20 protein-coding genes are annotated in these 22,270 nt (G+C 72.2%); 6 read left to right on the top strand and 14 right to left on the bottom strand.

Annotated features, from left to right (window positions below):
• Position 1 precedes the first annotated feature (1 nt).
• The 8 genes from IRX98_RS09325 to IRX98_RS09290 form a co-directional block, all read right to left on the bottom strand.
• Positions 2 to 1,168 carry an acyl-CoA dehydrogenase family protein gene (locus IRX98_RS09325; RefSeq protein WP_224276085.1) on the bottom strand — a complete coding sequence of 389 codons (1,167 nt, stop codon included), beginning with the start codon at positions 1,166 to 1,168 and terminating at the stop codon, positions 2 to 4.
• Complete coding sequence (locus IRX98_RS09320) at positions 1,165 to 2,862, bottom strand: acyclic terpene utilization AtuA family protein (RefSeq protein ID WP_224276084.1); 1,698 nt, start codon at positions 2,860 to 2,862, stop codon at positions 1,165 to 1,167. The genes IRX98_RS09325 and IRX98_RS09320 overlap by 4 nt, the downstream gene beginning before the upstream one ends.
• A gap of 47 nt (positions 2,863 to 2,909) precedes the next feature.
• Positions 2,910 to 3,689 carry a TIGR03084 family metal-binding protein gene (locus IRX98_RS09315; protein ID WP_224276083.1) on the bottom strand — a complete coding sequence of 260 codons (780 nt, stop codon included), beginning with the start codon at positions 3,687 to 3,689 and terminating at the stop codon, positions 2,910 to 2,912.
• Between the two features lie 130 nt (positions 3,690 to 3,819).
• The gene (locus IRX98_RS09310; RefSeq protein ID WP_308044549.1) at positions 3,820 to 4,431 is read right to left on the bottom strand and encodes a TetR/AcrR family transcriptional regulator; all 612 of its coding nucleotides are present in this window, start codon (positions 4,429 to 4,431) and stop codon (positions 3,820 to 3,822) included.
• A gap of 167 nt (positions 4,432 to 4,598) precedes the next feature.
• Positions 4,599 to 6,149: a hypothetical protein gene (locus IRX98_RS09305; RefSeq protein WP_224276082.1), complete on the bottom strand. Its 1,551-nt coding sequence runs from the start codon at positions 6,147 to 6,149 to the stop codon at positions 4,599 to 4,601.
• Positions 6,133 to 6,831, bottom strand: a complete 699-nt coding sequence (locus IRX98_RS09300; protein ID WP_207083156.1) for an ABC transporter ATP-binding protein — start codon at positions 6,829 to 6,831, stop codon at positions 6,133 to 6,135. Before IRX98_RS09300 ends, IRX98_RS09305 begins: the two co-directional genes overlap by 17 nt.
• A 150-nt stretch (positions 6,832 to 6,981) precedes the next feature.
• Positions 6,982 to 9,210: a 3-hydroxyacyl-CoA dehydrogenase NAD-binding domain-containing protein gene (locus IRX98_RS09295; protein ID WP_224276081.1), complete on the bottom strand. Its 2,229-nt coding sequence runs from the start codon at positions 9,208 to 9,210 to the stop codon at positions 6,982 to 6,984.
• Between the two features lie 215 nt (positions 9,211 to 9,425).
• Positions 9,426 to 10,637: an acetyl-CoA C-acetyltransferase gene (locus IRX98_RS09290; protein ID WP_224276080.1), complete on the bottom strand. Its 1,212-nt coding sequence runs from the start codon at positions 10,635 to 10,637 to the stop codon at positions 9,426 to 9,428.
• Positions 10,638 to 10,727: 90 nt separating this feature from the next.
• Here IRX98_RS09290 and IRX98_RS09285 point away from each other — a divergent pair, with 90 nt between their 5' ends.
• The 3 genes from IRX98_RS09285 to IRX98_RS09275 all read left to right on the top strand — a co-directional run bounded on the left by IRX98_RS09285 (position 10,728) and on the right by IRX98_RS09275 (position 13,669).
• Complete coding sequence (locus IRX98_RS09285; RefSeq protein ID WP_224276079.1) at positions 10,728 to 11,303, top strand: helix-turn-helix domain-containing protein; 576 nt, start codon at positions 10,728 to 10,730, stop codon at positions 11,301 to 11,303.
• 105 nt (positions 11,304 to 11,408) lie between these two features.
• Positions 11,409 to 12,731, top strand: coding sequence for a cation:proton antiporter (locus IRX98_RS09280; protein ID WP_224276078.1), 1,323 nt, complete (start codon positions 11,409 to 11,411; stop codon positions 12,729 to 12,731).
• A gap of 35 nt (positions 12,732 to 12,766) precedes the next feature.
• Positions 12,767 to 13,669, top strand: a complete 903-nt coding sequence (locus tag IRX98_RS09275; protein ID WP_224276077.1) for an NAD(P)H-binding protein — start codon at positions 12,767 to 12,769, stop codon at positions 13,667 to 13,669.
• Positions 13,670 to 13,685: 16 nt separating this feature from the next.
• On the opposite strand, the gene IRX98_RS09270 is transcribed toward IRX98_RS09275, so the two are convergent.
• The 4 genes from IRX98_RS09270 to IRX98_RS09255 form a co-directional block, all read right to left on the bottom strand.
• Entirely contained in the window at positions 13,686 to 14,369 is a 684-nt protein-coding gene (locus IRX98_RS09270; RefSeq protein ID WP_224276076.1) for a CPBP family intramembrane glutamic endopeptidase, read from the bottom strand.
• A gap of 10 nt (positions 14,370 to 14,379) precedes the next feature.
• Positions 14,380 to 15,444: an LLM class flavin-dependent oxidoreductase gene (locus IRX98_RS09265; RefSeq protein WP_224276075.1), complete on the bottom strand. Its 1,065-nt coding sequence runs from the start codon at positions 15,442 to 15,444 to the stop codon at positions 14,380 to 14,382.
• A 186-nt stretch (positions 15,445 to 15,630) separates the two neighbouring features.
• Positions 15,631 to 17,133, bottom strand: coding sequence for a DEAD/DEAH box helicase (locus tag IRX98_RS09260; protein WP_224276074.1), 1,503 nt, complete (start codon positions 17,131 to 17,133; stop codon positions 15,631 to 15,633).
• Positions 17,134 to 17,360: 227 nt separating this feature from the next.
• The gene (locus IRX98_RS09255; RefSeq protein ID WP_224276073.1) at positions 17,361 to 17,774 is read right to left on the bottom strand and encodes an ArsI/CadI family heavy metal resistance metalloenzyme; all 414 of its coding nucleotides are present in this window, start codon (positions 17,772 to 17,774) and stop codon (positions 17,361 to 17,363) included.
• Between the two features lie 79 nt (positions 17,775 to 17,853).
• On the opposite strand from IRX98_RS09255, the gene IRX98_RS09250 reads away from it, so the two are divergent.
• Genes IRX98_RS09250 through IRX98_RS09240 form a run of 3 tightly spaced genes read left to right on the top strand, consistent with a single transcriptional unit; the run spans position 17,854 to position 19,711 of the window.
• Positions 17,854 to 18,210: a metalloregulator ArsR/SmtB family transcription factor gene (locus tag IRX98_RS09250; protein WP_308044539.1), complete on the top strand. Its 357-nt coding sequence runs from the start codon at positions 17,854 to 17,856 to the stop codon at positions 18,208 to 18,210.
• Positions 18,207 to 19,319, top strand: a complete 1,113-nt coding sequence (gene arsB, locus IRX98_RS09245; protein WP_224276072.1) for an ACR3 family arsenite efflux transporter — start codon at positions 18,207 to 18,209, stop codon at positions 19,317 to 19,319. Before IRX98_RS09250 ends, arsB begins: the two co-directional genes overlap by 4 nt.
• Complete coding sequence (locus IRX98_RS09240; protein ID WP_224276070.1) at positions 19,316 to 19,711, top strand: arsenate reductase ArsC; 396 nt, start codon at positions 19,316 to 19,318, stop codon at positions 19,709 to 19,711. Before arsB ends, IRX98_RS09240 begins: the two co-directional genes overlap by 4 nt.
• 1 nt (position 19,712) lies before the next feature.
• Here the strand turns inward: IRX98_RS09240 and IRX98_RS09235 are convergent, their stop codons facing one another.
• On the bottom strand, positions 19,713 to 20,747 hold the full coding sequence (locus IRX98_RS09235; protein WP_224276068.1) for a LacI family DNA-binding transcriptional regulator: 1,035 nt from the start codon (positions 20,745 to 20,747) through the stop codon (positions 19,713 to 19,715).
• Positions 20,748 to 20,785: 38 nt separating this feature from the next.
• A complete protein-coding gene (locus IRX98_RS09230) occupies positions 20,786 to 22,228 on the bottom strand; it encodes a flavin-containing monooxygenase (protein ID WP_224276066.1) in 1,443 nt (480 codons plus the stop codon).
• Positions 22,229 to 22,270 lie beyond the last annotated feature (42 nt).

Genomic DNA, 22,270 nt, shown 5'->3' with positions numbered 1-22,270 from the left:
GTCATGACGCATAACCCATCAGCTTGGCCGTCAGGTCGCGCAGCACCTCGTCGGCGCCGCCCCCGATCGGCAGGATCCGGGCGTCGCGGTAGTGCCGCTCGACCTCGGTCCCGTGCATGTATCCGGAGCCGCCGAACACCTGGACGGCCCGGTCGCAGACGTACGACGCGCAGTCGACCGCCGTCTGCTTGGCCAGGCACGCCTCGGCGACGACGAACTCGCCTGCGACGTGGCGTGCGGCGACGGCGTGCGTGTAGGCGCGCGCGACCTCGACCTGGCGGCGCATCTCGACCAGCGTGTGCTGGACGGTCTGGTTGTCGACCAGCGGACGGCCGAACGTCGTCCGCTCACGGGCGTACGCCGCGGCGAGGTCGAGCGAGCGCGCCGCGATGCCGTAGCCGTGCACCGCCAGCGCGATCCGCTCCACGACGAACTGCTCGGCGATCTGCCCGAACCCGGCACCCTCGTCGCCGACGAGATTGGCCGCCGGGACGCGTACGTCGACGAAGGACAGCTCCGCGGTGTCGGAGCAGTGCCAACCCATCTTGCGCAGCGCACGGTCGACGGTGAAGCCGGGCGTCCCCTTCTCGATGACGAGCAGCGAGATCCCGCCGTGGCCGGGGCCACCGGTCCGGACGGCGGCAGTGACGAAGTCGGCCCGCACGCCCGAGGTGATGAAGGTCTTGGCGCCGTTGACGACGTAGTGGTCACCGACCCGCTCGGCGCGGGTGGTGATCCGCGCGACGTCGGAGCCGCCGCCGGGCTCGGTGATCGCGAGCGAGCCGATGAGGTCGCCGGCCAGCGTGGGGCATACGAACCGGTCGACGAGGTCGGCGTTGCCGCTGGCCGCGATGTGCGGCAGCGCGATCCCGGCGGTGAAGAGACCGGCCATCAGGCCGCTGGACGCACCGGCGTCGAACATCGCCTCCTGCATCGCGACCGAGTCGAGCAGGTCGCCGCCGCTGCCGCCGACCTCCTCGGCGAAGCCGACGCCGATCAGCCCCAGCTCGCCGGCCGTGCGGTGCAGCGTGCGCGGGATCTCGCCCACGTCCTCCCAGTCCTGGAGGTGCGGTGCCACCTCACGACGTACGAACTCGGCGGCGGTCGCACGCAGCGCCGCCACCTCGCTGGTTGAGGTGCGAGCGGAGCGAGCCTCGAAACCGCTCATACGAGGCTCTCCTCGATCGAGACGAGCCGCGAGCGCAGCCACTCGCCGAGGCCCTTGGCCTGCGGGTCGAAGCGGGTCGAGGCGGCGACGCCCTGGCCGAGGAGGCCGTGGACGACGAGGTTGACCGCGCCGAGGTGCGGCAGCAGCCACACGTCGACGTCGAGGTCGGCGGCCTCGGGCAGCAGGGTGCCGATGCCACGCGGCGACATCACCTTGAACAGCCACTGCACGCGGGCGTCGTACGTCGGGGTGTCGGCCTCGTCGTGCGCGACCCAGAGGCCGATGTTGGCGTCACCGCCCTTGTCGCCCGAGCGGGCGTGGACGAAGGTGCCGAGCGGGAGGCGGCGGGTCAGCGAGTCGGTGCGGGCGGGGTAGGGCGACGGGCGGGCGCCGGGCGCCTCCTGCGCGGGCGTGGAGGATGTCGGGTCGCCGACCACCTCGCGGCGACCGTCGGCGTGGACGACGGTGTGCGTGACGTCGGCGCGGTCGACGTACGCCGCCCGGTAGACGCCGTAGGGGGTGGCTGCGGCGGGCGGGGCCGTCATGGTGAAGCCGGGGTAGGAGCCGAGCGCGAGCTCGACCGCGGCGGAGGTGAAGGCGCGGCCGACCGGGTCGGGCGAGGGGTCCTTGACGGTGCACCGCAGCAGGGTCGAGGCCGACTCCTCGGTGTCGGCGTCGACCGGCGGGACGCGTACGTCGGACCAGGTGACCTCGGCCGCGGTCAGGCGAGGCGCGAGCTGGTCCTTCACCCACGCCGCCTTGGCCTCGACGTCGAGGCCGGTGAGCACGAGCTCGAGGCTGTTGCGCCAGCCGCCGAGCTCGTTGACGCAGACCTTCAGCCGCTCGGGCGGCGACTCGCCGACGACGCCGCTGATCGCGACGCGGTCCTCGGACTGCTGGTCGAGCCGGACCGAGTCGAGATGGACGGTGACGTCGGGGCCGAGGTAGCGGGTGGACTGGATCTCGTAGACGAGCTGCGCGGTGACGGTGTCGAGGGTGACCGCGCCGCCGGTGCCGGCGTGCTTGGTGATGACGCTCGAGCCGTCAGCGGCGACCTCGGCGACCGGGAACCCGAGCGGCCGCTGCCGGTCGGGCAGGGTCAGGAAGCCGCTGAAGTTGCCGCCCGTCGCCTGGGTGCCGCACTCGATGACGTGACCGGCGACGACCGCGCCCGCCAGCTCGTCGTACGACTCCTGCGTCCAGCCGTGGTGCGCGACCGCCGGGCCGACGACGAGCGAGGCGTCGGTGACGCGGCCGGTGACCACGACGTCGGCGCCGGCGGTCAGTGCCGCGGCAATGCCGAAGCCGCCGAGGTAGGCGTTGGCGGTGAGGGCGTTCTCGAAGGCGAGGTGGCGTACGTCGTCGCCCTCCACGTGGGCGACCTGCGGGTCGAGCCCGAGCCCACGGGCGACCTCGCGGACCTTGTCGGCGAGGCCGGCGGGGTTGAGCCCGCCGGCGTTGGCGACGATCTTCACCTTCTTCTCCAGGGCCAGTCCGAGGCAGTCCTCGAGCTGACGGACGAAGGTGCGGGCGTAGCCCAGGGTCGGGTCCTTGAGCTGGTCCCTGCCGAGGATGAGCATCGTGAGCTCGGCGAGGTAGTCGCCGGTGAGGACGTCGAGCTCGCCTCCCTCGAGCATCTCGCGCATCGCGCCGAGGCGGTCGCCGTAGAAGCCGGAGCAGTTGCCGATCCTCACGCTTCCGCTGGTCGAGGAAGGACGAAGTCCTGTCACGAGACCCTCGCTCATCGGGGCGCTCGTCCCTCGCCCGGCTGGCCGGCGAAGGCCTGGGCGATGTCGAGCCAGCGATCGGCGTCGGCACCGGTGGCGACGAGGTCGGTGTCGGCGCGGTGGACGCGCTGGGTGACGAGGCGGCAGAAGTCGCCCGCACTGCCGGTCACGGTCTGCGACGCGTCCTCCGGCCCCCAGCTCCAGACCTCGCCCGACGGCGCGACGAGGTCGATGCGGAACTCCTCGGCCGGGGCGTCGAGACCGTGGACGGAGTGGGCGAAGTTGCGGGTGCGTACGCCGAGGTGGGCGACGTGGCGGATCCGGTCGGTGTCCTCGACGTCCACGCCCAGGCCCTCGTGCACGTCGAGGCTGTGCGCCCACGTCTCCATCAGGCGCGCGGTGGCCATCGACGTGGCCGACATCGGCGGGCCGAACCACGGCATCTTCTCGCCCCTCGGCATCGCGACCAGCGCGGCGCGGAGGTCGGCGCGGGCGCGGCGCCAGCGGCCGAGCAGGTCGTCGTCCTGGGCGAGCAGCAGCGCCTGGGCGTCGACGTACCCCTCCGGGTCGGCGATCGCCCCGAGCACGACCGCGTCCCACGCGTCCTTGTCGGTCGCGGCCTTGACCGCGACCTCGTCGGTCCAGCCGAGGTGGGCGACCTGCGTCGCGACGTCCCAGCCGGGCGCGGGGGTCGGCGTGCGCCAGCCGTCCGCGTCGAGGTCGGCGACGAGCGCCTCGAGCCGGTCGCCCTCCGCGGCGAGGTCGTCGAGCACCTGGGTCAGCACGTCGGTCATCGGTGGCTCCTGCGGTCGGCCCGGTGCATTTCCACTCGAGCGAGTGGATCTTCATGCCGGGTTGAGCGTGGCGAAGGGGCGTGGGCCCTGAACTTCCACTCGTGCGAGTGGATGTTCATCCCGGGAGTGGTCATGGGGCCAGCTCCTTGTCGAGCACGTCGGCCCACTCCCGGAGGATGCGGCGTCGGCGGGCGGAGTCGTCGGTGATCGTGGCGGCCAGGCCCAGCCCGCGGACCAGGTCGAGGGTGGCCTGCACCAGCTCGCGCACGCCGGGGCGCGACTCGTCGGCGCCGAGGGCGGTGACGGTCAGTCTGTGGGTCTCGCGACCCACGCGCTGCTCCAGCGGGGAGACCGCCGCGAGGAGGGCCTCGTCGGTGCGGGCTGCGACCCACAGCTCGAGCGCCGCGGTGAAGACCGGTGAGGCGAAGTGGTCGCCGAGCATCTCCACGACCGCGCGCGTACGCCGCTTGCCGGTCGGCAGCTGCGCCACGGCGTCGGCCAGCTCGGCGCCGCGCAGCTCGGTGAGGTGCTCGACGGCGGCGACGACGAGGTCGTTCTTCGTCGGGAAGTGGTGGAGCTGCGCCCCGCGGCTCACCCCTGCCCGCTCGGAGACGAGCGTGGTCGAGGTGCCGGTGAAGCCGCGCTCGACCAGCAGCTCCACCGTCGCCTCCAGCAACCGCGCCCGCATCGCACGCGTCCGGTCCGCCTGCGGGACGCGGGTCGTCTGGGCCTGGGAGGTCACGGGGCCAGCCTGCCGTCGTACAAACAAACAATCAAGCCTGACTTTTTCTTGCCTCGCGCCAACCACGGACGGCAGCAGGTGGGGGAAGTCCTGCGCGATCGGGCCGTTGCAACCGCCGGTCCGCGCGGGAGTCACCGGTTGAGCGGTGACTCCTGCAATTCGGCCGCTCAGACCGCAGCGACCGTCAGCACCACCCGCGCCCGCTCGTCCGGAGCGAGCCAGCGCCGCCGGGCGCGGAGCAGCCGCACCGTCGACCAGGCGAGGAAGGGCAGCGCGAGCACGGCCGGCAGCCATGCCCACGGGCCGGTGGAGACGGTGGTGAAGACCATCCCGGTGAGGGTGGTGACGAGGGAGAGCTTCCCCGCGTAACCGGCCATCGCGGCGTGCGGCGCGGGCGTCGCGCGGGGCGAGGAGAGGTCGGCGGAGTAGGGCGAGCGGACCGACCACGACATGACGATCGCCAGCACCTGCACGAGCACGACGAGCCAGCACGCCGCGACGCTGACCCCGACCACCAGCGGTGGCGGGCCGTTGCGCAGCAGCGCCATCACGACGGTCGTCGCGGACACCGCGGCCATGCACTCGAGGACGACGAGGGCGCGTACGTCGAACACGTCGTGCGCGCCGACCGGCAGGGTCTCGCGCCAGACCATCCCCTTGCCGTCGAGGCACCAGGCGTTGACGCCGAAGAGCAGCGCGGCGCCGCTGGCGGTGAGGCCGGGCAGGAGCATCACCGAGCTCCACTGCAGCCCGGCGACGAGCGCGACCAGGCCGGGACCGATGCCCAGCACGATGAGCCCCCGGCGCATGCCGACCGAGCGCCACACCGAGCCCCGGTCGAGGCGGCGCAGCAGCGCCCGCTCGGGCGAGCCCCAGCGCGGCTCGGGGGCGTGCCGCGCCTCGTGCACTCCGGACTGGACGCGCAGCTCCTCGCGCGGCGGCAGCCCGAGGGCCCACGCGGCGGGCCGGGCGCCGAGGGCGACGGCGGCGGCGAAGATGCCCAGCAGCACCACGACGACCAGCGGCCAGGACGAGGTCTGCGCGGTCTCGGCGATCCAGGTCGTCGGCAGCGCACGGACGAGCGGCCCGAGCGCGCCGGCCAGGTGGAGGCCGGCGAGCGCAACGACGATTGCGCCGGAGACGACCCGGACGGTGACGACGCCGTGGGGCGTACGCCGTACGCCCTCCGCCGCCCAGCCGAGCGCCTGACCGAGCGCGGTGGCAGCCAGCACCCACGCCAGCACGACCACCTGCGCGCCGAGCAGCCGGTCGGGCGGCGTGACGAGGGCGGTGACGGCGAGGAGGGCCCACATCTGGACCAGCCAGGCGAGGTTGAGCGGCGCGAGCAGCAGCGCGCCGAGGTGCTCGGTCACGGGACTGACGGGGTGGATCGCGGCCTCGCTGCGCGAGAGCAGCTCGCGACCGCCGCCGCTGCTCATCGAGGAGCTGACGGCCAGCAGCAGGACGCCGATGAACGCCCCGCCGAGGTTGTCGCGCAGGGTGTCGACGGCGCGGGTCAGGGCGGGCTGGTCGAGGGCGGCCGTGTCGAAGGCGGCCGGCGCGAGCGCGAAGACGACGGTCAGGCCGAGGCCGACGATCGCGCCGAACGCGGCGGCACCGGGTCGGCGTACGGTCCGGGCGCGGAAGCCGACGAGGTGCGCGGTGTCGCGGGCGGCGTCGGCCCAGCCGTCGCGGGGGGCCTCAGTCGAGGAGCGCACGGTAGGCCTCGCCGGTGAGGTCGGCCGCCTCCATCGCGGCGACGCGGTTGCCGCCGCGGAGCACGACGGCGTCACCGCAGGCCTCGAGGGCGAGGTCGCGCAGGTGGGTGGAGAGCAGGACGCAGGCGCCACGGGCCCGGGCATCGGCGACGACCTCGAGGGTCGCCTCGACGCCGAGGGGGTCGACGCCGTCGAACGGCTCGTCCAGCAGCAGGACGGAGGGCTCGTGCAGCGCCGCCAGGACGACGCTGAGCCGGCGGCTCATGCCGTGGCTGAACCCGCCGACGACGCGGTGGGCGACGTCGCCGAGCTCGAAGCGCTCCAGCAGGTCGCGTCCGCGCTCCTCCCACGCGTCCATCCGGCGCAGCCGGGCGCTGAGCTGCAGGTGCTCCCAGGGAGTCGCGCGCGGCACGAGGCCGCCGACGTCGGGGCAGTAGCCCACGACGCGCTTCACGCCGAGGGCGTCGGTGGCGGCGTCGCGGCCGGCGACCGTGACCACGCCGGAGGTGGGCGGCACGACCCCGGCAAGGACCTTCATCGTCGTCGACTTGCCGGCGCCGTTGCGACCGAGCAGGGCGGTCGCGCGACCGCTGTCGGCGGTGAGGTCGACACCCGAGACGGCCTCGACGTCACCGAAGCGGACGTGGAGGTCGCGCACGACGACCGCGGGGGGCTGGGTCACCGACCCATCCTCCCCGACCGGCGGCCTCCGTGCGGGTGCTTTGCCAGAGCCGGCGGCCGCTGTAACGCCGGGTTGGTGCTTGTACCCACCCGGATATATCAGGGTGGGTACAGCCCTTAACCCGGCGTTACAGCGCCAAACCGACGAGCCTCAGGCGGGGAAGCCCTCGCCCTTCGCCGCCAGGTCGCGGAGGTACGCCGTCGGACGGAAGCGCTCGCCGTAGGCGTCGGCCAGCTCGTCGGCGCGGGCCAGGAAGGCGTCCAGCCCGATCGGGCCGACGCCGTGGCCGGTCTCGTCCAGCGCCTGCCAGCCGGTCATGAACTGCGCCGCGCCACCGGTGAGCGCCGGGAAGCCGATGCCCATGATCGAGCCGATGTTGGCCGCGGCAGCGGACGTGATGACGCCCTCCTCGAAGCACTTCGCGGTCTCGATGGCCTCGATGAAGAGCATCCGGTCGCGCACGTCGCGGATCGGGGGCTGCTGCTCCGCGACGGGGAATGTCTCGGCCAGCCCGGGCCACAGCGTCGTACGCCGTCCGTTGTCGTCGTAGTCGTAGAAGCCCGCGCCCTTGAGCCGCGACGGCCGGCCGAGGCCGATCATCGTCTCGATCACCGACCCGGCGGGGTAGTCGCCGAGGTCGACGCCCTCGCGCTCGGCGGCGTCCTCGGTCGCCTTGCGGATCTTGGCCATCAGCTCCATGTTGAGCTCGTCGCTGATCTGCAGCGGCCCGACGGGGAAGCCGGCCGACGTCGCGGCGCGCTCCAGCGAGACCGGGTGCACGCCCTCAGCGAGCATCGCGAGGCCCTCGTTGATCTGGGTGCCGATGACGCGCGAGGTGTAGAAGCCCCGCGAGTCGTTGACGACGATCGGCGTCTTGCGGATCTGCTGCACGACGTCGTACGCCTTGGCGAGCGCGAGGTCGGAGGTCTCCGCGCCGCGGATGATCTCGACCAGTGGCATCTTGTCGACGGGGCTGAAGAAGTGCAGGCCGATGAAGTCGGCCGGGCGCTCGATGCCCGTGGCGAGCTCGGTGATCGGCAGCGTCGAGGTGTTGGAGCACAGCAGCGCGTCCGGGTCGACGTACGGCGTCACCTCGGCGAAGACCTTCGCCTTGAGCGTCGGGTCCTCGAAGACGGCCTCGATCACCAGGTCGCAGCCGGCCAGGTCCTCGGGCGAGGCGGTCGGGGTGATCCGACCGAGCAGCTCGGCGGCCTTCGCCTCGGTCAGCTTGCCCCGCGAGATCCCCTTGGCGTTGAGCTTCTCGGTGTAGGCCCTGCCCTTCTCGGCCGCCTCGAGCGTGACGTCCTTGAGCACGACCTCCATGCCGGCGCGGGCGCAGGAGTAGGCGATGCCGGCGCCCATCATCCCGGCGCCGAGGACGCCGACCTTGGTGGCCTGCCACCGCTCGATGCCCTGCGGGCGCAGCGAGCCGGAGTTGATGGCCTGGAGGTCGAAGAAGAAGGCCTGGATCATGTTCTTGGCCTGCTGGTTGACCACCAGGTTGGTGAAGTAGCGGCTCTCGATGCGCGAGGCGGTGTCGAAGTCGACCTGCGCGCCCTCGACCGCAGCGCTCATGATCGCGCGCGGCGCGGGGTAGATCGCACCCTTGGTCTGCTTGCGCAGCAGCGCCGGGAAGGCCGGCAGGAACTGCGCCAGCGCGGGGGTCTTCGGGGTGCCGCCGGGCATCTTGTAGCCCGCGCGGTCCCACGGGTTCGTCGCCGCATCAGCGTCGTCCTTGTGGGCGAGGACCCAGGCCTTCGCCGCCGGCACGAGCTCCTCGCGGGTCGGTACGAGCTCGTCGACGAGGCCCTTGGCCAGGGCCCCCTGCGGGTCGAACTGGGTGCCGGGCATCAGCACGTCCATCAGCGCGGACTGGAGACCGAGCATGCGTACGACGCGGGTGACCCCGCCGCCGCCGGGCAGCAGGCCGAGCGTCGACTCGGGCAGGCCGATCTTCACCGAGCGGTCGTCGACGGCGATGCGGCGGTTGGCCGCGAGCGCGATCTCGAGGCCGCCACCGAGGGCGGCACCGTTGATCGCGGCGACGACGGGGCGCGGGAAGGTCTCGAGGCGGCGCAGGCTGGACTTGACCGCCTCGCCCATCGCGAAGATCTCGTCGGCGTCGTCCGGCGTCGCCTTCATCATGTTCTTGAGGTTGCCGCCGGCGAAGAAGGTCTTCTTCGCGCTCGCCAGGACCACGCCGGCGACGTCGTCGACCTCGTCGTGGAGCCGCTGGACGGCTGCCTCCATCGACGACTGGTAGAGCTCGTTCATGGTGTTGGCGCTGGCGGTCGGGTCGTCGAGGGTCAGGGTGACGATGCCGTCGGCGTCGCGGTCGTAGCGGACCGCGGTCTGGATGTCGGTGTCAGTGGACGTCATGTGGGGTTCTCTCACTCGCTGGTCGAGTAGGTACGGAGGGGAGTCGGTGGTCGAGTGGGCCGAGGAACGAGGCCTGTATCGAGACCATCGAGACCTGGTTCTCGGCGGGGGTTGCTTGTCATCTGATCGGGTCTCGATACAGCGCCGTCACGGCTTCGTTCCTCAGCCGTGGGCGCCACTCGACCACCATCAGCTGGCGTGAGCTCGTGCCTCGCTCACACCAGCTCGACGATCGTGGCGATGCCCATCCCGCCGCCGACGCAGAGCGTGGCGAGGCCGCGCTTGAGGTCGCGGCGGGCGAGCTCGTCGACGAGGGTGCCGAGGATCATCGCGCCGGTGGCGCCGAGGGGGTGGCCCATCGCGATGGCGCCGCCGTTGACGTTGGTGACCTCGTGACTGATGCCCATGTCGCGCATGAAGCGCATCGCGACGGCGGCGAACGCCTCGTTGATCTCCCAGAGGTCGATGTCGTCGACCTCGAGGCCGGCACGCGCGAGCGCCTTGCGGGCAGCGGGAGCCGGGCCGGTGAGCATGATCGTCGGGTCGGCGCCCGACACGGCGGTGGAGATGATCCGCGCCCGCGGGGTCAGGCCGAGCGACGTACCGATCTCCTCGGTGCCGATCGCCATGACGGCAGCACCGTCGACGATGCCCGAGGAGTTGCCGGCGTGGTGCACGTGGTCGATCGCGGGGACCCAGTGGTACTTCTCGAGCGCCACGTCGTCGAAGCCCGCGTCGCGGCCGATCTGGGCAAAGGACGGCTTGAGGCCGGCGAGGCCCTCGACAGAGGTGTCGGGGCGCACGGTCTCGTCGCGGTCGAGCACGGTGACGCCGCTGAGGTCCTTGACCGGCACGACCGCGCCGTCGAAGTAGCCGTTGGCCCACGCCTTCGCGGCGCGGTGGTGGGACTCGGCGGCGTACGCGTCGACGTCCTGGCGGTTCCAGCCCTCGATGGTGGCGATCAGGTCGGCGCCGATCCCCTGGGGCACGAAGCCGGTCTGGAGCGCGGTGGCGGGGTCCATCGCCCAGGCGCCGCCGTCGCTGCCCATCGGCACGCGGCTCATCGACTCGACGCCACCAGCGATGACGAGGTCCTCGAAGCCCGAGCGCACCCGCTGCGCGGCCTGGTTGACGGCCTCGAGGCCCGAGGCGCAGAAGCGGTTCAGCTGCACGCCGGCGACGGTCTCGGGGTAGCCGGCCTTCAGGGCGGCGGTCTTGGCGATGTCGCCGCCCTGGTCGCCGATCGGGGTCACGACACCGAGCACGACGTCGTCGACGCGGGCCGGGTCGAGCGTGGGGTTGCGGGTCTTGAGCTCGTCGAGGAGTCCGACGACCAGGTCCACCGGCTTGACCTCGTGGAGCGAACCGACGGCCTTGCCGCGGCCGCGAGGTGTGCGGATGTGGTCGTAGACGAATGCTTCTGCCATGCCAGCGATTGTGACACCATTACTGTCACAGTCCAACAGGTGTGTCCCGGGTCACGCAGGACGGGGCGGTCGGCAGGAGAGGATGGGCGCGTGGACACCGAGCTGCTGACGCTGGACGAGCTGACCGAGCGCACCGGGGTGAGCGCGCGCAACGTGCGCTTCTACGCCTCGCGCGGCCTGGTCCCCTCCCCCGTGCGCCGCGGCCGCTCGGGCTACTACGGCCCCGACCACGTCGCGCGTCTCGAGCTGGTCCGCGAGCTCCAGGGCCACGGCTTCACGCTGTCGGCGATCGAGAAGTACGTCGAGCAGATCCCCGACACCGCCACCCCCTCCGACATCGCGCGCCACCTGTCCCTCCTCGCCCCGGTCACCGGCGACCGCGACGTCGACGTGCCGGCCGGCCTCTCCGGCATGGGCATCTCCCCTGAGGCGGCCGCGGCCGTGTCGCAGGTGTACGCCGCCCACGGCCGGCAGGTCGCCCAGGAGCTGTCGGAGATCGTGCGCACGATGGTGTGGCCGCAGTTCCGCGAGCGGGGCGGCACGGCCGAGGAGCTGCGCGAGTTCGTCCACCGGCTCAAGCCGCTGACGATCGCCGGCCTGGTGATGGCCTACGAGCAGGCGATCGACGAGAGCCAGGCAGCGTACGACGGCAAGCGTCCGCACTGACCCCTCTCACCGCCCCGCCCCGCCCGACGGGGTGACCGGACTGGGTGCGCACTGGGAGGCTTGGGGGGTGCCCGACCCCTCCACCCCCGCCGGCGCGGCGCAGCGATGACCGGCGCCGCGGTCTACCTCATCCTCGGACTGTCGCTGCTCCTGGCCACCGTCCTGCCGCACGCCACCCGGCGTGTGGCCCTGTCACCTCCCATGGTGCTCGTCGGCGTCGGCCTGGCCATCGGGCTGCTGCCGCTCGCGGACGACGTGAGCCTCCAGCCCGAGGACAACCGCGAGCTGATCACCCACGTCGCCGAGTTCACCGTCCTGGTCTCCCTGATGGGGGTGGGTCTGGCGATCGACCGCGTGCTCGAGCTGCGGTCGTGGCGGTCGTGGCGCACCTGGTCCCCGGTCTGGCGGATGCTGCTGGTCGCCATGCCCCTGACGATCCTCGGCACGATGCTGCTCGGGTGGTGGGTCGCCGGGCTCGCACCCGCGGTCGCGCTCCTGCTGGGGGCGGTCCTCGCGCCGACCGACCCGGTCCTGGCCTCCGACGTGCAGGTCGGTGAGCCGCTGACCGACGACGTCGACCGGCCTGACGACGGCGGCGGCCCGGAGGAGGACGACGACATCCGGTTCTCCCTGACCGCCGAGGCGGGCCTCAACGACGGCCTGGCCTTCCCCTTCGTGCACCTGGCGCTCCTGCTCCTCGCCGGCGGCTTCGGCCTCGCCGAGGCCGGGACCTGGCTCGGGTGGTACCTCGTCGGCAAGATCGCCATCGGCCTCGCCGTGGGCCTCGGGGCCGGCTGGCTGCTGGGCCGCCAGGCGTTCCACGTGCGCAACGAGGACCTCCGGCTGGCCAACGCGGGCGAGCCCCTGCTCGCGGTCGCCGCGCTGCTGGCGTCGTACGGCGCCGCGGAGCTCGTCGGCGGCTACGGCTTCCTGGCGGTCTTCGCCTGCGCGATGCGCCTGCGCGCCTCCGACCGCGGCAACTCCTACCACCGCGCGATGCACGGCGTGGTCGAGCGCCTCGAGCGCCTGATGACGCTGCTGGTCCTGCTCGTCCTGGGCATGGCGATGACGCGCGGGCTGCTCGAGCACCTCGACTGGCGGGGCGTCGTCGTCGCCCTGGCGCTCGTGCTGGTCGTGCGGCCGCTGGCCGGCTACCTCGCCCTGGCCGTGCTGGCCCGCGACGAGAAGGAGGAGGGCGGCCTGGACCGCGGGGAGATCGCGGCGGTGGCCTTCTTCGGGGTGCGCGGCGTGGGCTCGGTGTTCTACCTCGGCTACGCGGTGACGCACGAGCACGTGCCCGACGAGCCGTGGCTGTGGTCCACCGTCGCCTTCACGATCATCGTGTCGGTGGTCCTGCACGGCGTCACCGCGACGCCGGCGATGTCGCGCCTCGACGCGCGCCGGAAGGCATCCGCACAGGCACGATGACGTGCTCGTGGGGACCGGGCTGAGAGAGTGGTCGCATGTCCACAGTTCTCGTCACCGGTGCCACCGGCTTCATCGGTCGCCGCCTGGTCCCCGCCCTGGTCGAGGCCGGCCACGACGTCCGCGCCATGACCCGCCGCCCCGAGGCGTACGACGGCGAGGGCACGCCGGTCGGCGCCGACGTCTCCGACCCCGACTCCCTGCGCCCCGCGCTGGAGGGTGTCGACGTGGCGATCTACCTCGTCCACTCCCTCGACGACCCCGACTTCGAGCGCAAGGACGCCGACGCCGCCCGCAACTTCAGCGCCGCCGCGGCAGCGGCCGGTGTCAGCCAGATCGTCTACATGGGCGGTCTCGGCGACGACGACGGGGAGCTGTCGGCCCACCTGCGCTCGCGGCGCGAGGTCGAGGGACTGCTCGGCACCGACGGCGTGCCCGTCACCGTGCTGCGCGCTGCCATCGTCGTCGGCCACGGCGGCATCTCGTGGGAGCTCACCCGCCAGCTGGTGAAGAACCTGCCGGCGATGGTCGTGCCCAAGTGGGTCGGCACCCGCACCCAGCCGATCGCCATCGACGACGTGGTCCGTTACCTCTCCGGGGTCGTCGGCCAGGAGGAGGCGCTCGGCCGGGTCTTCGAGATCGGCGGACCAGAGCAGCTGACCTACCGCGAGATGCTGCAGGGAGTGGCGCTCGCGATGAACGGCCGCAAGGTCCCGATCGTCGTCGTCCCGCTGCTCACCCCGGGGCTGTCGTCGCGGTGGTTGGCGCTGGTCACCGACGTCGACGTCACCACCGGGCGCAACCTCATCGACTCGATGTCCACCGAGGTGCTCGTGCGCGACACCTCGATCCGCCAGGTCGTGCCCGGCGAGCCGCTGACCTACGCCGAGTCCGTACGCCGCGCGCTGGCCGAGCGGGCCGAGGCGGGCCTGGAGAAGTAGGCCCGGAGAAGTAGGCCTAGAAGAGCAGCGGCAGCAAGAAGAGCATCGACAGCGACCACGTGATGTGGGTCAGGATCGGTGCCAGCACGCCGCCGCTGGCGCGCCGCTCGAGCCCGCACACCACACCGAGCACGATGGCGGCGAAGCCGAGCATGACGTTGCCGGTGGCGAGCGTCGCGACGACGTACGCCAGCGTGGTCCACAGCACGGGGTGGCGCGGGATAGCGGCGTACATCGCGCCGCGGAAGAACAGCTCCTCGGCGATGCCGTTGAAGAACGTGATGACCGCCAGGACGGTCAGCGAGCCCTCGTCGGCGTAGGCCAGCACCGAGCTGACGTAGTCGGCGAGCGGGTCGATCTCGCGCACCACCAGCGAGCCGAGGACGAAGACCCCGACGAGCAGCAGGCCCAGCAGGATCGGCGCCAGGATCGGCCTGATGAAGACCTCGCCGCCGGAGATCCGGCCGAGGTGGAGCCGGCCGGACAGGAACGCGCCTGCGGCCCAGATGCCCGCGAGCAGGACCGCGGCGACGTAGAACGTGTTGCCGCCCGGCTCGAGGCGCAGCGACCAGCCCAGCACGATCGCGCCGACCAGCACCACGATGGCGGCGACGACCTGCCGGCGCCGGAAGGCCTCCGGGGTGTCGCGCTGGTCGCGTGGGACGACGTCCCACAGCGAGCGTCGGATGAAGGTGCGCATGACCGCCAGCCTAGGAGCCTGCCAACAACTCGCGGACCCGCGGGATCACTTCTTCGCCGTAGAGCCGCACCGACTCGAGGCGCTCGGCGTGTGGCAGGGCACCCACGGAGTACTTGAGCTGGAAGCGGGAGAGGCCCAGCGTGCGCGCGGCCCAGGCGATCTTCTGCGCGACGGTCTCGGGCGAGCCGACGAACATCGCCCCCTGCGGACCAGCGGCCTGCTCGAAGGCGATCCGGCTGTACGGTCCCCAGCCGCGCTCGCGGCCCAGGCGGGTGTAGAGGTCAGCCTGGTGCGGGTAGAGCTGCTCGCGTGCCTCGTCGTCCGTGGCGGCGATGTGCCCGGGCGAGTGCATCCCGATCGGCAGCTCGGCGTGGCCGTACTGCTCCAGCGCGCGACGGTAGAGGTCGGAGAACTGGACGAAGGCGGCGGGCGACCCGCCGATGACGGCCAGCACCAGGGGCATGCCGTACTTCGCGGCGCGGACGACGGACTCCGGGGTGCCGCCGACGGCGATCCACGCGGGCACCTTGCCCGCGGCGGTCGTCGGGTAGACCTGCTTGCCCTCGAGCGGCGCGCGGATGCTGCCCTGCCACGTCACCGGCTGCTCGTGCTGGAGCGCGGAGAAGAGGTCGAGCTTCTCGGCGAAGAGCCGGTCGTAGTCGCCCAGGTCGAGGCCGAAGAGGCCGAAGGACTCGATGAAGGAGCCGCGTCCGAGCTGCACCTCGGCGCGGCCGTTCGACACGGCGTCGAGGGTGGCGAAGCGCTGGTAGACCCGGATCGGGTCGTCAGAGGACAGCACGGTGACGCCGGTGCCGAGGCGGATCCGCTCGGTCTGGCCGGCGATCGCGGCGAGCACGACGTCGGGCGCGGAGACGGCGTAGTCGGCGCGGTGGTGCTCGCCCAGGCCGATGTAGTCCACCCCGACCCGGTCGGCGAGCACCGCCTCCGCGACCACCTCGCGCAGCGTCTCGGCGTGGTTGCCGGGCGCGCCGTCGAGCGGGGCGTCGCCGAACGTGTCGAGGCCGAGCGAGATCTGCTCGCGGGTGCCGAGGACGGAGTGGTCGAAGTCGGGCATGTCGCTCCTTCGTTGACTGGTTGAAGGGTCAACGATGCGCGGAGGCCCGGCATTCCGCCACACCAGCACTCGCTGGTTGAGGTGCGAGCGCAGCGAGCCTCGAAACCACGCCGTCAGACGCAGGTTTCGAGGCTCGTCGCTGGAGCTCCTCGCACCTCAACCAGCGAAGCGGCTCGCGCGAAGGGGTCAGCGACGTCCGCTGAACGACGCCGCGCTGTGGCCGCCGCTGTTGCGGGACTGGCCGCCCTGGCCGCCACCGGAGCGACGACGCTGGCCGCCGCCACCGCCCTGGCCGCCACCCTGGCCGCCGCCGGAGCGACGACGTTGGCCGCCACCGGTGGAACCGCCGGCGGAGCTGCCCGGGGTCTCGCTGGTGTAGCTCGTCGGGTTGCCGCGACGCGAGCGACCGCCGGTCTCGCCGGTCGCGCGGGCACGCTTGCGCTGCGCGTTGGCACCGGTCGAGCGACCGCCGCCGCCAGCGCGGCCACCCGTGGAGGTCGGCACCTCGACGACGAGGCCGCCGGGCGTGCTGCGCTCGCCGGGGGCGAGCTGCTCGAGCATCGCGTGACCGGGCCCGCTGATCTTGGTGGTGGTCGGCTTGATGCCGGCCTGACGGGTCAGGTCGCGCACGTCGCGCTGCTGCTCGTCGGTCATCAGCGTGATCACGGTGCCCTCGGCGCCGGCGCGAGCCGTACGCCCCGAACGGTGCAGGTAGGCCTTGTGCTCGGTGGGCGGGTCGGCGTGGATCACGAGCGCCACGTCGTCGACGTGGATGCCGCGCGCGGCGATGTCGGTCGCGACCAGCGTGGTGGCCTTGCCGGAGTGGAACATCTCCATGTTGCGCGTGCGCGCGTTCTGGCTGAGGTTGCCGTGGAGGTCGACCGAGGGCACGCCGGACTTGTTGAGCTGGCGGGCCAGCGCCTTGGCGCCGTGCTTGGTGCGGGTGAAGACCACCGTGCGGCCGGGGGCGCTCGTCAGGTCGACGAGCACCGGCACGCGCTGGTCGCGCGAGACGTGGAGCACGTGGTGCGACATGGTCGAGACCGGCGACTGCGCCGAGTCGGCCTCGTGGGTCGCGGGGTTGGTGAGGTAGCGCTTGACCAGGACGTCGATCGCCTTGTCGAGCGTGGCGGAGAACAGCATCCGCTGGCCCGTGCGGGGCGTCTTGTCCATGATCCGGCGCACGCCGGGCAGGAAGCCCAGGTCGGCCATGTGGTCGGCCTCGTCGAGGATGGTGACCTCGACGGCGGAGAGGTCGGCGTAGCCCTGGCCCATCAGGTCCTCGAGGCGACCGGGGCAGGCGATGACGATGTCGACGCCCTTCTTGAGCGCGGTGGTCTGCGGGCCCTGGCCCACGCCGCCGTAGACGACGACGGTCGACAGGCCGGAGGCCTTGGCCAGCGGCAGCAGCGAGGCGTGGATCTGGCCGACGAGCTCGCGCGTGGGGGCCAGGATCAGCGCGCGCGGCTTGCGCGGCATCGCCGGCAGCTTGCTCGCGTCGAGGCGGGCGACCAGCGGGAGCAGGAAGCCGTACGTCTTGCCGGAGCCGGTGCGGCCGCGGCCGAGCACGTCGCGCCCGGCGAGGCTGTCCGGCAGCGTCGCGGCCTGGATCGGGGTCGGGGTGGTGATGCCCTGCTGCTCGAGGATCTTGGCGAGCGAGGAGGGCACGCCGAGTTCGGCGAAGTTCATGTGAGTTGCTTTCGGTTGGCGTCTCGCCACCGTGAGCCGCTGCGTCGTTCTCGACGGGATGTGCGGCGTACGTGCCTCAGTGTGAGGAAGGGTCCCGCCGCGATCGTGTCGGGCGAGCCTGCGCCCGGGGCAAGACCGGCCGGGCGTCTGAGTGCACAACGGTAGCGGTACGCGTGGTGTTCCCGTGAATCCGCCGCGGTGTGATCCTCGTCAGACGCCCGGCACGCTCACGCGCAGCAGGCCTCCCCTGCCGGCTCAGGGGCGCTCTGGGCGGGCGCGTCGTCGGTGATCGTGTAGACCTCCCAGCGCTCCCCGTCGGGGGTGCCCTGCACCCAGAACTTGTCCTGCTTGGCGTAGCAGCAGGTGGTGTCACGCTCCTCGGTCGTGGCGAAGCCGGCCGCGGCGAGGCGCGTCAGCTCGCTGTCGACGGTGTCGACGTCGGAGACCTCGACGCCGAGGTGGTTGATGCTGCCGCCGTGTCCGGCGTTCTCGATCAGCACCAGCTTGAGCGGCGGCTCGGCGACCGCGAAGTTGGCGTAGCCGGGGCGGATCTTGTGGGGCTCGGTGCCGAAGAGCGTGGAGTAGAAGGCGATCGACGTCTCGAGGTCGTCGACGTTGAGGGCGAGCTGCAAGCGGGACATGGATGGGTCCTTCCGTAGATATTGATGACTGTCGATGTCCGAGATTGCCGCATTCATCGATGTCTGTCAATATTGATCTGTGTCGAAGTCTCAGCTGACCCTGACCCCCGTCGAGACGGCTGCGTGCTGCTCGCCCCTGATGCGCGAACCGATCTCGGCCGACCAGGCCGAGAGGCTGGCGCCGTTGCTCAAGGCGCTCGCCGACCCGGTGCGCCTGCGCCTGGTCTCGATCGTGGCCGCCAGCGAGGGCGGCGAGGCCTGCGTGTGCGACCTCAACGACGCCTTCGACCTGTCGCAGCCCACCATCAGCCACCACCTCAAGGTGCTGCACGACGTCGGCCTGCTCGACCGCAGCAAGAGGGGCGTGTGGGTCTACTACGCCGTGCGCCGCGAGGTGCTCGCCGACGTCGCGACGCTCATCGGGGGCAACGCGTGAGCGCGCGCGGCGGCGAGGTCGTCGACAAGCTGTCGACCCTCGACCGGTTCCTCCCGCTGTGGATCGGCCTGGCCATGGTCGCCGGCCTCCTGCTCGGACGTACGGTCCCGGGGCTCGACGACGTGCTGTCGGCGGTCGAGATCGACGGCATCTCCCTGCCGATCGCCATCGGCCTGCTGGTGATGATGTACCCCGTCCTGGCCAAGGTGCGCTACGACCGGCTCGACTCGGTCACCTCGGACCGAAGGATGCTGCTGTCGTCCCTGGTGCTCAACTGGGTGCTCGGTCCGGCACTGATGTTCGCCCTCGCCTGGCTGATGCTCCCGGACCTGCCGGAGTACCGCACCGGGCTCATCATCGTCGGGCTCGCGCGCTGCATCGCCATGGTCATCATCTGGAATGACCTGGCCTGTGGCGACCGGGAAGCCGCTGCAGTCCTCGTGGCGCTGAACTCCGTCTTCCAGGTGATCGCCTTCGCCGGCCTCGGCTGGTTCTACCTCGAGGCGCTGCCGACCTGGCTCGGCCTGCAGGGCGCGGCGCTCGACGTGTCGGCCTGGCAGATCGCCAAGTCCGTGCTTGTCTTCCTCGGCGTCCCGCTGCTGCTCGGCTGGCTCTCGCGCACCTACGGCGAGCGCCTCAAGGGCCGGGACTGGTACGAGTCGAGGTTCCTGCCCCGCGTCGGGCCCTGGGCGCTGATCGGGCTGCTCTTCACGATCGTGGTCCTCTTCGCGCTCCAGGGCGAGCAGGTCACCAGCCGCCCGCTCGACGTCGCCCGGATCGCGCTGCCCCTCCTGGTCTACTTCGCCCTCATGTGGGGCGGCGGCTTCCTGCTGGGACGCGCGCTCGGCATGACGTACGAGCGCACCACGACGTTGGCCTTCACCGCCGCCGGCAACAACTTCGAGCTCGCGATCGCAGTGGCGATCGCCACCTTCGGCGTCACCTCCGGACAGGCGTTGGCCGGCGTCGTCGGCCCCCTGATCGAGGTGCCCGTCCTCGTGGGGCTCGTCTACGTCAGCCTCGCGCTGCGCGACCGCTTTCCGCACGCCGCTGTGCCGGGCGACCCGGCCCCCAACCCGACCACCGACTCCCAGGAGACCGTCCGATGAGCACCCCCACCGTCCTCTTCGTCTGCGTCCACAACGCCGGCCGCTCGCAGATGGCCGCCGGCTGGTTGCGCCACCTCGCCGGGGACCGCATCGAGGTCCTCTCGGCCGGCTCGGCACCTGCCGACTCGATCAACCCCGCGGCCGTCGAGGCGATGGCCGAGATCGGCATCGACATCGCCGGCCAGCAGCCCAAGCTGCTCAGCGACGCCGCCGTCGAGAAGTCGGACGTGGTCATCACGATGGGCTGCGGTGACGCCTGCCCGTTCTACCCCGGCACCCGCTACGAGGACTGGAAGCTCGACGACCCCGCCGGGCAGGGCATCGAGGCCGTGCGCCCGATCCGCGACGAGATCAAGGGCCGCGTCGAGGAGCTCATCGCCTCGCTCGCCTGACTCAGGCGCTCTCGCGGCGCACCAGCACCGGCGGGACGATCACGCGCATCGGGTGGCCCTCCTCGACGCCGTCGATCCGCTCGAGCAGCAGTTCGGTGGCCCGGGCGGCCATCTCCTCGACCGGCTGCCGCATGGTCGTGAGCGTCGGGGTGGTGCGCTCGGCGACGCCGAGATCGTCGAAGCCGACGACGGCGACGTCGTCGGGAACCCGGCGACCCAGGCCGGCCAGGACCCGCAGCGCGCCCGAGGCCATCAGGTCGGAGGCGACGACGAGTCCGTCGAGGTCGGGGTGGCGCTCGAGCAGGGCGCGCGCCGCCTCCTCGCCGCTGCCCTCGGTGAAGTCGCCGTGCTCGACGGCGTCGGCGTCGAGCCCCGCCGCGGCCATCGCCTGCCGCCAGCCCTCGAGGCGGTCGACGCCGGCAGTCATGTCAGCGGGACCGGCGATCGTGCCGATGCGCCGGCAGCCGCGCGCGATGAGCACCTCAGTGGCCTCACGCTCGCCGGCGGTGTTGTCGACGTCGACATAGGTCACCCGGTCGCCGCCCGTCCACGGGCGGCCGCCGAAGACGCAGGGCAGGCCGAGGTCCGCGAGGTGCTCGGCGAGCCGGTCGTCGCGGTGGTGGGAGGTGACCACGGCGCCGTCGACGTGGCGGTTGGTGAGGTAGCGCAGGGTGCGCGCGGTCGAGGCGCCCGGGCGCGCGAGCAGCAGCACGAGCTGGATGTCGCGCTCGGCGAGCACGCCGTTGACCCCGCGCAGCGTGCCGGCGAAGAAGGGGTCGGAGAAGACCCGGTCGTCGGGCTCGGGCACGACCACCGCGATGGAGTCCGTACGCCGCGTGACCAGGCTCCGCGCGGCCGGGTTGGGGACGTAGCCCAGCGTCTGCACCGCGTCGTCGACCGCGGACTGGGCGCGGGCGCTGACCCGCTGGCCGCCGTTGATGGCCCGCGAGGCGGTGGCGCGCGAGACGCCGGCGATCCGCGCCACGTCGTCCAGGGTGGGCGAACCCGGGCGGATCGGGGTGCGCGGCGTGTCCACGCCGACACGCTAGTGGGCCGGGTGGCTTTCGGAGAGCCTCAGGACCAGCGCAGCACGCCGTCGTCGAGCTTCGCGCGCCGCAGCGCGAGGGCGTCGTGGAGGTAGTTCTGCTTCAGCGCCCAGGGCGCGCGGGTCCCCTGGCGCGGCAGCGTGTGCACGACCCGCTGGACGTAGCCGGCGTCGAAGTCCATGAGCGGGACCTCCTCGACGGACGGGTCGCGCTCGGGCACCACGGTGCGCGTGCCGGTGGACCGCAATCGCGACAGCACGCGGACGACGTACTCCGCGACGAGGTCGGCCTTGAGCGTCCACGACGCGTTGGTGTAGCCGATGGTGAAGGCGAAGTTCGGCACCTCGGACAGCATCATCGCGCGGTAGGCCATGGTGCCCGCGGGGTCGACGACCTCGCCGTCCACGCTCAGCGTGGCGCCGCCGAAGATCCGGAGGTTGAGGCCGGTGGCGGTGACGACGATGTCGGCGTCGAGGTGCGCGCCCGACTCGAGCTCGAGCCCGGTCTCGGTGAAGGTGCGGATCCGGTCGGTCACCACCTCGGCCCGACCGCGCTTGAGCGCGTGGAACAGGTCGCCGTCGGGCACCAGGCACATCCGCTGGTCCCACGGGTCGTAGGTCGGGTTGAAGTGGGTGTCGACGGCGTAGCCCGGCGGCAGCAGCGCGACGTTGGCCTTGCGCACCAGGCCCCGCACGAGCGCGGGGCGTCGGCGGCTGAGCTGGTAGAGGGCGGACTGGACCGCGACGTTCTTCCACCTCGTCACGGCGTACGACGTCCGCTCGCCGGCCAGCGAGGTGAGCCGTCGCTTGAAGGCGTCGTTGCCGGGCACGGGGAGGATGTAGGTCGGCGAGCGCTGAAGCATCGTGACGTGCCCGGCTCCGCCCGCGACCATCGCGGGGACGAGGGTGACGGCGGTGGCGCCGGAGCCGATCACGACCACTTTCCTGCCCTCGTAGTCGAGGTCCTCGGGCCAGTGCTGCGGGTGCACGACCTGGCCGCCGAAGCGCTCCTGGCCCTCGAAGTGCGGCGTGTGGCCCTCGTCGTAGTCGTAGTAGCCGCTGCACGCCCAGAGGAAGTCGGCGGTGATCTCGCGGGTCTCCCCGTCCACCTCGGCCCGCACGGTCCACCGCGCGGTGGTCGAGTCCCACTCGGCCGAGGTCACGTGGTGCCCGTGGCGGATGTGCTCGTCGACACCGAACTCGCGGGCGGTGTCGCGCAGGTAGGCCAGGATCGAGGCGCCGTCGGCCAGCGCGACGTCGCCGCGCCAGGGCCGGAAGCGGTAGCCGAGGGTGTGCATGTCGGAGTCCGAGCGGACGCCGGGATAGCGGAACAGGTCCCAGGTGCCGCCGCTGGCCTCGCGACGCTCGAGCACGGCGTACGTCGTCCCCGGCAGGTCCTTGGCGAGGTGGGCGGCCGCGCCGATCCCGGACAGGCCGGCGCCGATGATCAGCACGTCCACGTGGTCGCTCATACGGCCAGCGTAGGCGAGCCGGCGAGGGCTTGTAACTATGAG

This window comes from Nocardioides lacusdianchii (assembly GCF_020102855.1).
GTDB classification, from domain to species: domain Bacteria; phylum Actinomycetota; class Actinomycetes; order Propionibacteriales; family Nocardioidaceae; genus Nocardioides; species Nocardioides lacusdianchii.
This window is presented reverse-complemented; position numbering and strand designations above follow the sequence as displayed.

What these genes read in the sequence shown, in the direction of transcription:
- IRX98_RS09325 (WP_224276085.1), bottom strand. Translation starts at nt 1,168, where the DNA reads ATGAGCGGTTTCGAGGCTCGCTCCGCTCGCACCTCAACCAGCGAGGTG.
- IRX98_RS09315 (WP_224276083.1), bottom strand. Translation starts at nt 3,689, where the DNA reads ATGACCGACGTGCTGACCCAGGTGCTCGACGACCTCGCCGCGGAGGGC.
- IRX98_RS09295 (WP_224276081.1), bottom strand. Translation starts at nt 9,210, where the DNA reads ATGACGTCCACTGACACCGACATCCAGACCGCGGTCCGCTACGACCGC.
- IRX98_RS09290 (WP_224276080.1), bottom strand. Translation starts at nt 10,637, where the DNA reads ATGGCAGAAGCATTCGTCTACGACCACATCCGCACACCTCGCGGCCGC.
- IRX98_RS09280 (WP_224276078.1), top strand. Translation starts at nt 11,409, where the DNA reads ATGACCGGCGCCGCGGTCTACCTCATCCTCGGACTGTCGCTGCTCCTG.
- IRX98_RS09275 (WP_224276077.1), top strand. Translation starts at nt 12,767, where the DNA reads ATGTCCACAGTTCTCGTCACCGGTGCCACCGGCTTCATCGGTCGCCGC.
- IRX98_RS09270 (WP_224276076.1), bottom strand. Translation starts at nt 14,369, where the DNA reads ATGCGCACCTTCATCCGACGCTCGCTGTGGGACGTCGTCCCACGCGAC.
- IRX98_RS09265 (WP_224276075.1), bottom strand. Translation starts at nt 15,444, where the DNA reads ATGCCCGACTTCGACCACTCCGTCCTCGGCACCCGCGAGCAGATCTCG.
- IRX98_RS09260 (WP_224276074.1), bottom strand. Translation starts at nt 17,133, where the DNA reads ATGAACTTCGCCGAACTCGGCGTGCCCTCCTCGCTCGCCAAGATCCTC.
- IRX98_RS09255 (WP_224276073.1), bottom strand. Translation starts at nt 17,774, where the DNA reads ATGTCCCGCTTGCAGCTCGCCCTCAACGTCGACGACCTCGAGACGTCG.
- IRX98_RS09240 (WP_224276070.1), top strand. Translation starts at nt 19,316, where the DNA reads ATGAGCACCCCCACCGTCCTCTTCGTCTGCGTCCACAACGCCGGCCGC.
- IRX98_RS09230 (WP_224276066.1), bottom strand. Translation starts at nt 22,228, where the DNA reads ATGAGCGACCACGTGGACGTGCTGATCATCGGCGCCGGCCTGTCCGGG.